General features: G+C 64.8%; 10 protein-coding genes. 4 read left to right on the forward strand and 6 right to left on the reverse strand.

Annotated elements, in window-relative coordinates:
- The coding region (locus tag ACFDTG_RS14305) for a thiamine phosphate synthase (protein ID WP_375291685.1) at positions 1-371 on the reverse strand (371 nt) is incomplete at its 3' end.
- Between the two features lie 22 nt (positions 372-393).
- Between ACFDTG_RS14305 and ACFDTG_RS14310 the strand changes: the two genes are divergently transcribed.
- Positions 394-1,053: a YggS family pyridoxal phosphate-dependent enzyme gene (locus ACFDTG_RS14310; protein WP_375291686.1), complete on the forward strand. Its 660-nt coding sequence runs from the start codon at positions 394-396 to the stop codon at positions 1,051-1,053.
- 75 nt (positions 1,054-1,128) lie between these two features.
- Here the strand turns inward: ACFDTG_RS14310 and ACFDTG_RS14315 are convergent, their stop codons facing one another.
- The 3 genes from ACFDTG_RS14315 to ACFDTG_RS14325 all read right to left on the reverse strand — a co-directional run bounded on the left by ACFDTG_RS14315 (position 1,129) and on the right by ACFDTG_RS14325 (position 8,436).
- The gene (locus tag ACFDTG_RS14315) at positions 1,129-3,882 is read right to left on the reverse strand and encodes a TonB-dependent receptor (protein ID WP_375291687.1); all 2,754 of its coding nucleotides are present in this window, start codon (positions 3,880-3,882) and stop codon (positions 1,129-1,131) included.
- Between the two features lie 103 nt (positions 3,883-3,985).
- A complete protein-coding gene (locus tag ACFDTG_RS14320; RefSeq protein WP_375291688.1) occupies positions 3,986-6,736 on the reverse strand; it encodes a [protein-PII] uridylyltransferase in 2,751 nt (916 codons plus the stop codon).
- Between the two features lie 5 nt (positions 6,737-6,741).
- On the reverse strand, positions 6,742-8,436 hold the full coding sequence (locus tag ACFDTG_RS14325; RefSeq protein ID WP_375291689.1) for a class I adenylate-forming enzyme family protein: 1,695 nt from the start codon (positions 8,434-8,436) through the stop codon (positions 6,742-6,744).
- Positions 8,437-8,571: 135 nt separating this feature from the next.
- On the opposite strand from ACFDTG_RS14325, the gene lgt reads away from it, so the two are divergent.
- The 3 genes from lgt to ACFDTG_RS14340 all read left to right on the forward strand — a co-directional run bounded on the left by lgt (position 8,572) and on the right by ACFDTG_RS14340 (position 11,013).
- On the forward strand, positions 8,572-9,489 hold the full coding sequence (lgt, locus tag ACFDTG_RS14330) for a prolipoprotein diacylglyceryl transferase (protein ID WP_375291690.1): 918 nt from the start codon (positions 8,572-8,574) through the stop codon (positions 9,487-9,489).
- 62 nt (positions 9,490-9,551) lie between these two features.
- Entirely contained in the window at positions 9,552-10,589 is a 1,038-nt protein-coding gene (locus ACFDTG_RS14335; protein ID WP_375291694.1) for a class I SAM-dependent methyltransferase, read from the forward strand.
- 13 nt (positions 10,590-10,602) lie between these two features.
- Positions 10,603-11,013 carry a DUF2147 domain-containing protein gene (locus ACFDTG_RS14340; RefSeq protein WP_375291691.1) on the forward strand — a complete coding sequence of 137 codons (411 nt, stop codon included), beginning with the start codon at positions 10,603-10,605 and terminating at the stop codon, positions 11,011-11,013.
- A 16-nt stretch (positions 11,014-11,029) separates the two neighbouring features.
- Here the strand turns inward: ACFDTG_RS14340 and ACFDTG_RS14345 are convergent, their stop codons facing one another.
- Complete coding sequence (locus tag ACFDTG_RS14345) at positions 11,030-12,574, reverse strand: ABC transporter permease/substrate-binding protein (protein WP_375291692.1); 1,545 nt, start codon at positions 12,572-12,574, stop codon at positions 11,030-11,032.
- On the reverse strand, positions 12,571-13,338 hold the full coding sequence (locus tag ACFDTG_RS14350; RefSeq protein WP_375291693.1) for an ATP-binding cassette domain-containing protein: 768 nt from the start codon (positions 13,336-13,338) through the stop codon (positions 12,571-12,573). The genes ACFDTG_RS14345 and ACFDTG_RS14350 overlap by 4 nt, the downstream gene beginning before the upstream one ends.
- Positions 13,339-13,415: the final 77 nt, after the last annotated feature.

Here is a 13,415-nt window from a genome sequence, read left to right on the forward strand (position 1 = left end):
CGGGTTGCAAAAACCGGCGAGAGGAAGATGCCATCCGCTTTCGCGGCGATCGCAGCTTGGATCTCTTCGGCATCGTGCGCCGTCGCGAGCCGCAGCCCCGGCGCATCGCCGAGCGCGCCCGGCGCCGCATAGACACCGTCGCCCCGCAGACCGTCCTGATCGCCGGCCACGACCACGCAATGCCCGGCGTCATGCGCTACGCGCGAGAGTTCGGCGAAGCGGCGCCGCCTCTCGTCCGCGGCAAGGTGATAGTGGCGGAAGACGAACCCCGATCCCGGCGGAAGGGACGCTAATGCATCCTCCAACTGCGCGTCATTGCGCGGATCGGACAGAAGCCAGATCAGGGGCAGGCGGGGCTGGCCAGCGGACATGGGCCCGCTATAGCGTTGCGTCATGGAAATGGCAGACAGCCCGCTCGCCGATGTGCTCGGCCGGATCGAAAAGACCTGCAAGATCGCGCGGCGCGATCCGGGCGAGGTCACGCTGGTCGCGGTCAGCAAGACCCACGACGCCGAGGCGATCGCTCCGCTGCTCACGCTCGGCCAGCGGCACTTCGGGGAAAACCGCGTGCAGGAGGCACAGGGAAAATGGCCCGCGCTGAAGGAGGAACACCCGGCGGTGCAACTGCACCTCGTCGGCCAGCTTCAGTCCAACAAGGCGGAGGACGCGGTGCGGCTGTTCGACGCGGTGCATTCGCTGGACCGGCCAAGCCTGGTGAAGGCGCTGGCCAAGGCCTTCGACAAGACCGGGCGGCAGCTGCCCTGTTTCATACAGGTCGACATCGGGGACGAGGCGCAGAAAGGCGGCTGCCCGATCGGCGAGGTGCCGGCGCTGCTGGCGCAGGCGCGCGAGGCGGATATCCCGGTCGCCGGGCTGATGTGCGTGCCGCCCCTGGACATCGAACCCGCGCCGTTCTTCGCGCTGCTCGACAAGCTGGCGCGCGATAACGGGCTGGAGGGGCGCAGCATGGGCATGTCCGGCGATTTCGAGACCGCCATTCGCCTGGGCGCAACGCATGTGCGCGTCGGCACTGCCCTCTTCGGCGCGCGCTGACCGACAATCCCCCTAGATATGCAAAAAGGGGGCGCCTCGCGGCACCCCCTCCCAAGTTTCGCAATGTCGCGCGGTTCAGAACTTCGCGCGGACCGTTACGCCGTAGGTGCGCGGTTCGGCCAGGAACGCCGAGTAGGTCTGCTGTTCGGCCACGAAGGGCGTGTTGAACGCGACCTGCGTGTAATCGACGTCGAAGGCGTTCTGGACCCAGCCCTCGATCGAGAAGCGGTCGGCGATGTTTGTGATGCCGATACGGCCGTTCACGATGACATAGCCGTCCTGCTCCTTGCCGTAGAGCAGATCGCTGCCGGTGTTGTAATCCGACACCATGCGGGCGTTGACGAAGAACAGCGCGTCCATGCCGGTGTCGCCGATCGGCGGGGTGTAGCCAAGCGAGGTGGTGACCGTCAGTTCCGGCGCGTTCGACATATTGTCGCCGGGCAGCAGACGGAGCGCCGGATCAAGCGGAGCGCCGGTGTTGTTGCCGACCAGATTGTCCTCGAACTTGGTCTGCGCATAGGTCAGACCCAGCGTACCGGTCACATCGGAGATCGGGCTGGCGGTGGCTTCGAATTCGAAGCCCTGCGAGATCACGCCCGCCTTGACGTCGTCCGGATCGCACCGGCCGGTCGTCGCGCTGCCGTCGCGGTCCGCACCGCCCAGATCGGTGTCGCAGCCGTTGATGTTCTGAACCAGGAAGACCGAACCGTTGAAGGTGTTGAGCTGGAAGTTCGAGAATTCCGACCTGAACCCGGTGAGGCTCAGCGAGAACTGCCGCGTGGCGTATTTCGCGCCGACTTCATACGCATTGACCTTCTCGGCCCCGAACTGGAGGTTCGCGGTGGTGCCGACCACCGCGGGATTGCCAGCCGCCGGGATCGACAGGGCCGAACGGTCCAGGTTGAAACCGCCTGCCTTGTAGCCGCGCGAATACGAGCCGTAGAGCAACAGGTCGGGTGTGACCTTGTAGCTGAGGATCGCCGTGCCGGTGAATTCGTCCTCGCTGCGTTCGTCGCTAAGCGAAACGCCGTTCAGTTCAGAGGTCGAGTTGCCCTGGCAGCTCAGCGAGATAATGCCACCCGCTAGGGCACCGGCACCAGTACCCAACAACGGACTGAGTAGAGCACGGTTGGTGGGGCAAATAGTGTTGTCGTTACCGAAAGTGGCATCGAACTTTTTGGTTTCATTGGTGTAACGCACGCCCAATGTGAGATCGAGACCTTCGGCCAAGCGCACGATATTATGCGTGAACACCGCAAAGTTGTCGCTTTCTTGATTATAGACGTCGCCAGTGCTGCCAAGATCGTTGACCCGCGCAAGGTTGTCCAAACCCGCATAGATTAGGGGTAGGACTGGGGCCAAGGCGGGCGCCAGAACAGGAAGCACCGCTCGTGCTTGAGGAGTGATACATCCGCTTGCTGCGGGCGATGCCAACGCGGGATTAATTGCATTTACGATGCGGCAGGGAGCGAAGGCTCCATATTGCGTGCCGAAGCGGAGACTGTCGCGGGCTTCCAGCTTTTCATTGGCGTAATAGCCGCCCACGAGCCAGTCGAGACGATCGTCGAACAGCGAACCATTCAGCCGCACTTCCTGGGTGAACGTCTTGAAGGCGCGGGCGCCTGCATTTTCGCCAGGCGCACGGTAGAGAAGATCGACCTGGGTGTAATCGGTGTCTGAACCCTGGAAGTTGGAATATTCGCGATAGCCGGTGATGGAGGTCAGCGTGACGTCGCCGAAGCTCCAGTCGAGCTCGCCCGAGATGCCGTAATCCTCGGTCTCACCATCGTAGGAGCGGCCCGGCGTGATGTAGAGGTTGCGGTTGAACGTCGATTGGTTGAGCGCCGCCGGATTCTGGCCCAGCCCCAGAAGAACAGGAATGATCGGGTTCGACCTGCTGGTCAACGCCGGGGTCGGGCGGCCCGGATAGTCGAACTTGGCTTCCGCGGAGATCGGCGGAATATCGTCGGCCAAGCGGGCAAGCGGCGCGAAGCTGGGCTGTACGAACGTCGCCGCGCAGCACGCCTCATCCTTCTTCGAATAGTCGGCCACCACGCGGAAGCTCAGGTCGGAGCTCGGCTCGAACAGGGCCTGGGCGCGCACCAGATAGCGGTCGCGATTGTTGATGTCTGTGTCGTTGACCGTATCGTAGTAGAAGCCGTCGCGGCGGAAATAGACGCCGTCCACCCGTGCGGCAATTGTATCGCTCAGCGGCGCGTTGACCCCGGCCTCCAGCCGCAGGGCATCGTAATTGCCATAGCTGGCAACCCCATAGCCGCTAAAATCGAATTCCGGCGGCGCGGTGTAGATGCTGATCAGGCCGGCGGAGGAGTTGCGGCCGCCCAGTGTTCCCTGCGGGCCCCGGAGCACTTCCACCCGGTCCAGCGGGCCCAGTTCGGACAGCGCGTTGCCCGAGCGCGAGCGATAGACGCCATCGACGAAGACCGGCACCGAGCTTTCGAGGCCCGCGTTGTCGCCCACGGTACCGATACCGCGGATGCGGGCCGAACCGTTGGCTTCGTTGCCGGTGGACGACACCAGCAGCGATGGGGCGATCTGAGTCAGGTCGCGAATGTCGTTGGTGCCGGAATTCTCCAGCGTTTCAGCAGTAACCGCCGAAATGGCGACCGGCACGTCCGCAAGCTGCTGACGGCGGCCCTGCGCCGTCACAACGATTGTCGTGCCTTCGGTAACGTCGGCATTGGCCACGGGACTGTCTGGCGAAGTGGTGGTGGGGTCCGTATTGTCCTGAGCGGTGGCAGCGGGAGCCAGCATGGCGCCGGCGCCCAACATGGCAAGCACGCGCACGGATGCGTAAGCAAGTTTCATCTCTCTCTCCATTTCATCAGTCTTCGACCGAAAATCTGTTCTTTTGTTGTTGTCTGAATAGCGATTCGGCGAAGAGCGGCAACCGGCGTTCGACAAAATTACATCAGGCTTCTTCCAACCGTGCTTGAAATGCATCACTTGCCGCATGGAGGAGTGCAGCCTCGATCTTCTCCTTCCGCTGATCTCCGGTCAGTTTGAACCCCGTGGTATCCGTAACGTAAAACGTATCCGCCGCGCGCTCGCCATAGGCCGTTACATGCGCCGAATGGACGATGACCCCCGCTTCGAACAGCGCGCGGGAAAGACGATTTAGTAACGCGGGGCGATCGCGGGCATTGACTTCGATTACCGTGAATCGGCCCGATGCCTTGTTGTCGAATATGACTCGGGGCGCGACATCGAAGGTTTTGGACCGGTCATGTTTGAGCGGGCGCTGCGCGAGCTTGGGGGCCAGCGCGATCCGGTTGGCAAGCGCATCGGTGATGCTGGTTTCGATCCGCTCCAGCTGGGACGGCTCGCAAAAGGGGCGGCCCTGGGGGTCCTGGACCAGAAAGTTGTCGACCGCCCACCCCTCGCGCGTGGTGTGAATGCGCGCATCGATGATGTTGCCGCCCGCCAGATGGATGCCCCCGGCGATGCGATAGAACAGCCCCGGATGATCCGTGGCGATCACCGTTACCAGCGTCGCTCCTCGCGCCTCGTAGAACGTGCTCTCGATTGCCAGCTGCTCCCCGTCTTCGCGGGTCTTCGCATAGAGGCGCAGGTTGCGGGCGGCGATATCAGCGGGTTCCGCGATCCAATAGGCATCGCCCATGGTCTTGCCGTAACGGCTCACCAGATCCTCGGCATCGTCGAACTGGTCAGCGACCTCGGCCTGCTTGGCGGCGACGCGCTCCTTGCGGCCCTTGCCCGCATGGCCCAGGCGCAGCTGTTCGCTGGCGACGTCGTAAAGCTCGCCCAGAAGCTGGCCTTTCCAGCTGTTCCATGTCCCCGGGCCGACCGCGCGGATGTCCACCGCGGTCAGGATCGCCAGGTGGCGCAAGCGCTCGGCGCTCTGCACCCTGGAAACGAAATCCGCTATCGTCTTGGGATCAGTGAGGTCGCGCTTTTGGGCAGTGTGGCTCATCAGCAGATGGTTGAGCACCAGCCAGGCAACCATCTCGGTTTCGCCATCGGTCAGGCCGAAGCGCGGGCATAGCTTTTCAGCGACCTCCGCGCCCAGCACCGAATGATCGCCGCCGCGCCCCTTGGCGATATCGTGCAGGAGGACCGCGACATAGGCGATACGGCGGCTGTTCACCTTGTGGATCAGGCGCGTCGCACGCGGATGATCCTCGGCAAGCTGGGCCTTCTCGATCCTGCTCAGCAGGCCGATGGCCCGGATGGTGTGCTCGTCGACGGTATAGTGGTGATACATGTCGAACTGCATCTGCGCGTTGACGCGGCCGAAATCGGGCACGAAGCGGCCGAAGACATTGGCTTCGTTCATCCAGCGCAGCACCGCTTCGGGATCGTTGCGACCGGCCAGAATGTCGAGGAACAGGGCATTGGCGCGCGGGTTCTTGCGCACGTCGTTGTCGATCAGCGCGCTGTCGCGGTTGGCCAGCCGCATCGTCTCGGGATGCACCTCCAGCCCGTTGCCCTCCGCCAGCTTGAATATCTCGATCAGGCGGACCGGATCGTTGGCGAACCAGTCGTCCGAAGGGGCCGCGATGCGCCCGCCATGGATGACATAGCCCTTCAGATGCCGGGGTTTGGCGCGGAAGCCGGCGAAGAAACCGCGTGCGCGGGTCTTCTGCGCGAATTCGTCGTCGATATGCGCCAGGAAGATGCCGGTCAGCGCGCCGACCCGCTTCGCCTGCAGGAAATAGAACTGCATAAACCGTTCGACGGCGCTCTTGCCGGGCCGGTCGGCGTAGTTCATCCGCTCCGCGATGGCGCGCTGCATGTCGAAGGTCAGCCGGTCCTCGGCCCGCCCGGTCAGCGTGTGGAGATGGCAGCGCACCGCCAGCAGCCAGCCCTCGGCACGGCGGAAGTTCTTGTATTCGTCCAGCGTGAACAGCCCCACGTCCACCAGTTCGGCAGCGCTGGTGACGCGGTGGATATATTTGCCGATCCAGTACAGCGTCTGGAGGTCGCGCAGCCCCCCCTTCCCCTCCTTGACATTGGGTTCCACGACATAGCGGCTGTCGCCCATCCGCTTGTGGCGCTGGTTGCGCTCGGCGAGCTTGTCGGTGACGAACTGGCGTTCCGTCCCCTTCACCACCTCCTCGCGGAAGCGCCGACCGCCTTCCTCATAGAGCGCCTCGTCGCCCCAGATATAGCGCCCTTCGAGCAGCGCGGTGCGGATGGTGAGATCCGCCTTGGCCATGCGCACCATCTCGTCCAGCGTGCGGGTCGAATGGCCGACCTGGAGACCTAAATCCCACAGCAGATACAGCATCGCCTCGACCACCTGCTCGCACCATGGCGTGGCGCGCTGAGGGGTGAGGAAGCCGATGTCGACGTCCGAATGGGGCGCCATCTCGGCCCGGCCATATCCGCCCACGGCCATGATGGTGAGCCGCTCCGCCGAGGTCCGGTTTGCGGCCGGGTAGAGATGCGTGGTCACATGATCGTGGATCACCCGCAGCAGCTGATCGACCAGGAAGGCGTGCCCGCCTGCGATCTCGTGCCCCGCTGCGGGCTTTTCGATCAGCCGCCGCGCCAGTTCGTCGCGCCCGTTCGCCAGCGCCTCCTTGAGCGTGGCGACGATCTGCGGGCGTGCTTTATCGCCCTGCTCCTCCACGTGCCGGTCGACCGTCTCGGCCAGCGCGCGGCGGTCGATGATCCGGCGCTGATTGGGGACCCGCATAGCATTCACGCCGTGGTGAATTCCTTGGCGTAAGCGGCCTTCACCGCGCGCTTGTCTACCTTCTGCGTGCCGAGGCGGGGCAGCTGTTCGTCCGCCTGCCACAGCTTTTCCGGGATCTTGAAGGCGGCGATATGCTCGGCCAGATAGGCCTGAAGCTCCTCGGACGAGAGGCTGGCGCCGGGCTGCAGGAAATAGACCGCAGCGGGCACTTCGCCCATCCTCTCGTCCGGGATGCCGAACACCGAGCATTCCGCCACGGCCGGGTGGGCATAGATCGCGTCTTCTACCTCGATGCAGGCGATGTTCTCGCCCCCGCGGATGATGATGTCCTTCTTGCGGTCGACGATGTAAAGATAGCCATCTTCGTCCAGATAGCCGAGATCCCCGGTGCGGAAATAGGCATCGTCGGTATAGGCTGCTTTGGTGGCCTCCTCGTTCTTCCAGTAGCCGAGGAAATTGCACACCGAGCGGATCGATACCTCGCCCACGGAGCCACTGGGGACCGGCTTGCCCGCATCGTCCAGGATCGCCATGTCGACCAGCGGGCGCGAGGCCATGCCGGTCGAACCGGGCTTGGCCATGTAATTCTCGTTGAGATTGCCGGCACCCACGGCGTTGGTTTCGGTGAGGCCATAGCCGAGCAGCGGATAGCCTTCGGGGAAGGCTTCCTTGATCTTGGTGACATGTTCGGGCGGACGGGGCGCGCCGCCCGCGGCAAAGCTCTTGCACTGCGACAGGTCGAACTTGTCGCGCTCCGGATGGGTGGCCATTTCATAGCTCATCAGCGGCACGCCGACGAAATAGGTGACCTTTTCCTCATCCAGCAGGCGCAGCGCCTCCAGCGCATCCCACTTGGGCATCAGCACCAGCTTGCGACCGATCGCGATGGACTGGAGGAAGACCGGAACCTCGCCGGTCACATGGAACAGCGGTACGGTCACCAGCGCGCTGGGCTTCACGCTGGGCGCTTCGTTCCGCTCGGTCAGCAATTGCAGGATCATCGCGGTCTGGCTGATGTAGTTCATCACGCCCGAAACCACGCCGAGATGGTCCGAATAGGCACCTTTGGGATGGCCGGTGGACCCGGAGGTATAAAGGATGGTCGCCAGATCGTGTTCGCCGAGCTCGCCCAGCATGGCCATCGCCGTACCACCCTCGCCCATCAGTGCGGCCAGGGTCTGTGCGGGATCTCCGTGTTCGAAAACATGCACCTTCGCGCCATGCGCCTGCCCTTCCAGCCGCGCGGCACGCGGCGCATCGGCCAGGACCAGCGAGCATTCGCAAAGATCGATGCCGTAGGCCAGTTCCTCGCCCGTCCACCAGCCGTTGAGCAGGGTGGCACAGCCGCCGGCCATCACCACGCCCATGTAGCAGATCGCCCAGTTGGCCGAATTGCGGGCCGCGATACCGACGCGGTCGCCCTTCTTCACGTCGTGCTTGGTGGCCAGCCCGTCCGCCAGCTTGGCGGCGGCGGCATAGACCTCGCCGAAAGTCAGGCGAATATCACCATCGACCAGGAACAGCTCGTCCTTGTTCTGATTGCAGAAATGGGCGAAATAATGCGCCAGCGTGGGCGGCGCGTTGACGAATGCCGGCATTTCCACTCCGCGCCGCTCCACGGTCTTGAGCGCGAACATCTGGCCGGGCGCGGTGACGGCATCGGTCAGTCTCTCGATGTCCTTGTCGAGTTGGGTCTGCATAGCTCCTGGCATTCCTCTCAATGCTGTTGCGTCATTGGCGTGCGGGCTTTTCCGCATCGCCTCTCTGTGCCAAAAGCCGCGCCCGTCGGGTCGCGTCGCGCGCGGCCTTTCGCCAACCTCTAAGGGGATCGACGCTTGCTGTCACTACTCGCGCCCGCCGCTTCGGCCGCGCAGCCGCTCGCATGGAGTTCGCTGGGCCTGACACCGGGCATCGACCTCGGTTTCTTCACCCTCCGCTGGTATTCGCTCGCCTATCTGGCGGGCATCCTGCTGGGATACTGGCATCTGTCCAGGATGCTCAAGGCGCCCGGCGCGCCGATGGCGCAACGCCACGCGGACGATCTGTTCTTCTACTGCACGCTCGGCATCATCCTGGGCGGGCGCATCGGCTTCGTGCTGTTCTACCGGCCCGAACTGCTGACCGACTTCAGCCATCCGGGCCCCGTAAGCTGGGGTGCGCTCAGGCTGTGGGACGGGGGCATGAGCTTTCACGGCGGCGTGCTGGGCGTGCTGGTGGCGATCGCCTGGGTCACCTGGCGCAACGCGCTGAATTTCCTGCGGGTGTGCGATTACATCTCCGTCAACGTGGGCTTCGGCATGCTGTTCGGGCGGCTGGCCAACTTCGTGAACGGAGAGCTGTGGGGCCGCCCCACCGACGTGCCCTGGGCCATGACCTTCTGCGATATCGAGCATACCGCCAACACCTGCATTTCCAGCTTTATGCCGCGCCACCCCAGCCAGCTTTACCAAGCCGCGCTGGAAGGGTTGCTGGTGATCGTCATCATGCTGCCGCTGTTCTGGAAGACGAAGGCGCGCTGGCGCCCCGGATTTCTGGTCGGCGTCTTCACCATCCTGATCGCAAGCGCGCGCTTCATCAACGAATTCGTGCGCGAGCCCGACAGCTATCTGGAATATGTGGTAGAGCAGACCGGGCTCAGCCGCGGGCAATGGCTGTCGCTGCCGATGATCGCGGTGGGCGTGGCGGTGATCATCTACAGTCTCACCCGCAAGGTGGAACCCAAGGTGGCCGGCACGCAAACTCCGGCAGAGTGAGCGTGACTGGCGACCGCGACCTCGCCACGCGGTTCCGCCGCCTGATCGCGCTCCACGGGCCGATGCCGGTCGCCCGCTTCATGGGCGAAAGCAATGCGCGCTACTACGCCAGCCGCGATCCGCTGGGCGCGCCCGCTGCGGACGGGGGTCTGCAACGCGGGGGCGATTTCGTCACCGCGCCAGAAATCAGCCAGATGTTCGGCGAACTGGTTGGCCTGTGGCTGGCCGATATCTGGGTCCGCGCGGGCCAGCCAGCGGGCGTGCGCTATGCGGAACTGGGGCCGGGGCGCGGAACCCTGGCCCGCGACGCCTTGCGCGCGATGGCCGGGGCCGGACTGCACCCCCCTGTGCATCTGGTGGAAGGATCGCCGTTCCTGCGCCGATTGCAGGCGCAGGCGATTCCGGCGGCCCGGTTTCACGACGATGTGTCCGGTCTGCCCGATGACGGGCCCTTGCTCCTGGTAGCAAATGAATTCCTCGACGCGCTGCCGGTGCGCCAGCTGGTGCGCACCCCACGTGGCTGGCGCGAACGCATGGTGGGGTTGACGGGTAATGAGGAAAGCGGGGGTTTCGTCTTCATCGCGGGCGATCAGCCGATGGACGATGCCGTGCCCGAGGGGCGCCGCGATGCGCCCACCGGGACCATCATTGAAACCTGCCCGGCCGCCGCCGCTACCGTTCATGACATCGCCGCACAGATCGCGCGGCGCGGGGGCGCCGCGCTTTTCGTGGATTACGGACACTTGGCGCCGCGCACAGGTTCCACCCTCCAGGCGATAAAGGCGCACCGCAAGGTCGATCCCCTCGCCATGCCCGGCGCGGCGGACCTGACCTGCCATGTGGATTTCGACGCGGTTGGCCAGGTCGCGCGGGAAGCGGGGTGCCGCGTCCACACCGGCACGCAAGGGGAATGGCTGACCGCGCTCGGCATCGAGCTGCGCGCCAGGGCACTCGCCGCTGCCGCGCCGTCGCGCGCCGGGGAAATCGCGGCGGCGCGCAAGCGGCTCGTTCAGCCGGGGGACATGGGCAATCTCTTCAAGGTTCTGGCGATTACCGCCCCAGGCTGGCCCGCCGGAGCCGGACTGAAAGGCGAGATGTGAGGGAGAACAGCAGATGATGCGATGGATATTGAGCTTGGCCGCGCTTGCGGCAGCCGCGCCGCTTTCCGCCGCCCCACCGGTTGCGGGCCGATGGACCACCGCCGACAAGGATGCCGTGGTGCTGATCGCGCCGTGCGGGGCGAAACTGTGCGGCACGATAGAGCGGTTCCTAGTGCCGCCACCCAACGGCATTAACCAGCGCGACGTCAACAATTCCGATCCCGCCAAACGCAGCCGCAAGCTGCTGGGGATGCCGGTCCTGACCGGTTTCACGCCCGACGACGATGAATGGCGCGGCCAGATCTACGATCCCAAGAGCGGCAAGACCTATCGCTCCGTGCTGTCGCGCAAGGGCGACAAGCTGGTTGTGAAAGGCTGCATCGGGCCATTCTGCCAGACCCAGCTCTGGGCGCCGGCCCGCTAGCTCCCGGCCCCGGACCTCACAGGCCGACCCGCTTCGCAAGTTGGCGCGCCGCCTGCGCCGGGGTCAGCTTGTCGGTATCGCGATCGACTGCGAAATTCGCCTCGCGCATCATCTCCACGGTGATCGCGCCCAGCAGCGGCTCCAGTGCCGCCTTCAGCTTCGGGTCGGTGCTTGCGCGGGGGCTAAGGACTATCAGGGCATCGTAGCTGGGCAATGCGCCTTCGGGGTCCGCCAGCACGGTCAGCCGGTCCGCCGCGATCCGCCCGTCGGAGGTATAGGCGCTGATGACGTCGGCCTCGCCCGAACGCAGCGCATTGTACATGAAGGTGGGCGCGAAGGTGCGCTGCTCGCCGAAGCTTAGGCCATAAGCCTCGCGCACCGCCACCCATTCGGGCCGCTCGAACCATTCCGGATCACCGCCCATCGTCATGCGCGGGGCATGGGGGCGCAGATCCGCTATGCTGGCGATGCCCAGCCGCGCCGCGACATCGCCGCGCATCGCCAGCCCGTAAGCATTCTCGAACCCCAGCCGCCCGAAGATACGCGCATCGCTCGTGTCGCGCTTCCACTTCACGATGGCGTCGTACATCGCCTCGCGCCCCAGGTTGTCGGCGCGCTTTATCTCGTTGGTCCACAGCGTGCCCGTGTAATCGACGGAAACGTCGATCGCGCCGCTCGTCACGGCGCTGTGCACCACCGCCGATCCCAGCCCGTCACGATACTCCACCTCATAGCCGGCATCTTCCAGCCGACTGCCGATGAGGCGGGCCAGAATGTACTGTTCGCTGAACTGTTTGGCCGCGATCGTGATCGGGCGCGATTCGCCCGAGATCTTGCCGATGACCTGCGTGAACAGAGCCGCGAAAGTGAAAAGCGCCACCATGATCAAGCCGGCGATCGACAAGGCCCGGCTGCGAACGCGGAAGCCCTTTTCGACCAGACCGAGCAACGCATCGGCGACCATGGCGAGGCCCGCAGCGGCGATGCAGCCCGCCATAACCAGCTCCCAGTTCTGCGTCTGAAGGCCCGCGAATATGGGATCGCCAAGGCTTTTCTGTCCGATGGTGGTGCTTAGCGTGGCCGCGCCGATGGTCCACACCGCCGCCGTGCGGATGCCCGCCATGATGTAAGGCGCAGCCAGCGGTGCCTCCACCAGCCGCAGCTTCTGCCACCCGCTCATTCCCACCCCGTCGGCCGCCTCGACCACCCCTCGATCGAGATTAGCCTGGGCCGTCACGGCGTTGCGCAGGATGGGAAGCAACGCGTAGAGCGAAAGAGCGAGCAGCGCGGGCAGGAACCCCAGGGTGGGCAACCCCTCGCCGAAAATCGCACGTAACGACAGCAGGATTGGAAAGAACAACGCCAGCAGCGCCAGCGCGGGGATAGTCTGCACCAGGCTCGCGAAGCCCAGCGAAATGCGCGCCACCATGGGCGAGCGGGCCGCCCAAACGGCGGTCGGCAACGCCACCAGGATGCCCAGCGCAATCGCGGAGGCCGCCAGCAGGACATGCGCCGCGAACTCGTCCCCAAGCCCCATCAAGGCCGCGAATATGCCGCTCAAGCGCCGATTTCCGCCAGCCGGGCGGTTTGCCGCCGGGGGACCGCAACCAGATCCTGTGCGACTTGTCCGCCCCTGCCGGTCAGCAGACCGTGCGGGGTCTCGTCGGCAACGATCCGCCCCTTGTCCATGACCAGCACACGGTCGGCGAGCAGCAAGGCTTCTGCCATGTCATGCGTCACCATCACGCTGGTAAGCCCCAGATCGGTATGGAGTTGTCGCACGCGCTCCGCCAGCCCATCGCGCGTCACCGGGTCGAGCGCACCGAACGGTTCGTCCATCAGCAGCAGGTGCGGCTCCGCGGCCAGTGCGCGCGCCACCCCCACCCGCTGCCGCTGCCCGCCCGACAATTCATTCGGCATCCGGCGGGCCATGCCGCGGTCGAGCTCGACGAGATCGAGCAATTCGCCAATTCGGCTGTCGGGCAACTTTGTATTCGCCAGCCGCGCCCCGATCCCGATGTTTTCCGTCACGCTCATGTGAGGAAAAAGACCAATCCCTTGAAAGACATAGCCGATCCGGCGGCGCAGCCGCGCGGGATCCTGGTGGGCGACATCCCGACCCTCGAACAGGACTTGACCTTCATCGCATGCAACGAGGCGATTCACGGTCTTCAGCAATGTGGATTTTCCGGAGCCCGATGCACCGACCAATGCGACGAAGGAACCGGCCGCGACCTCGAGCGACACGTCGTCCACCGCCACGACTGCGCCAAAACGTTTGGTGACCGACAGAAAGGCGAGCGCCGCTGATTCCGCCTGGGTCACGCGGCCTCTTCGCTGACCGGTGGCTCGTAGTCGCCGGGTCTCAGCTCGACCCGGGCGCCGTCTTCCCCGCCCACGAC

It is taken from the genome of Qipengyuania sp. (assembly GCF_042095715.1).
Classification (GTDB): domain Bacteria; phylum Pseudomonadota; class Alphaproteobacteria; order Sphingomonadales; family Sphingomonadaceae; genus Qipengyuania.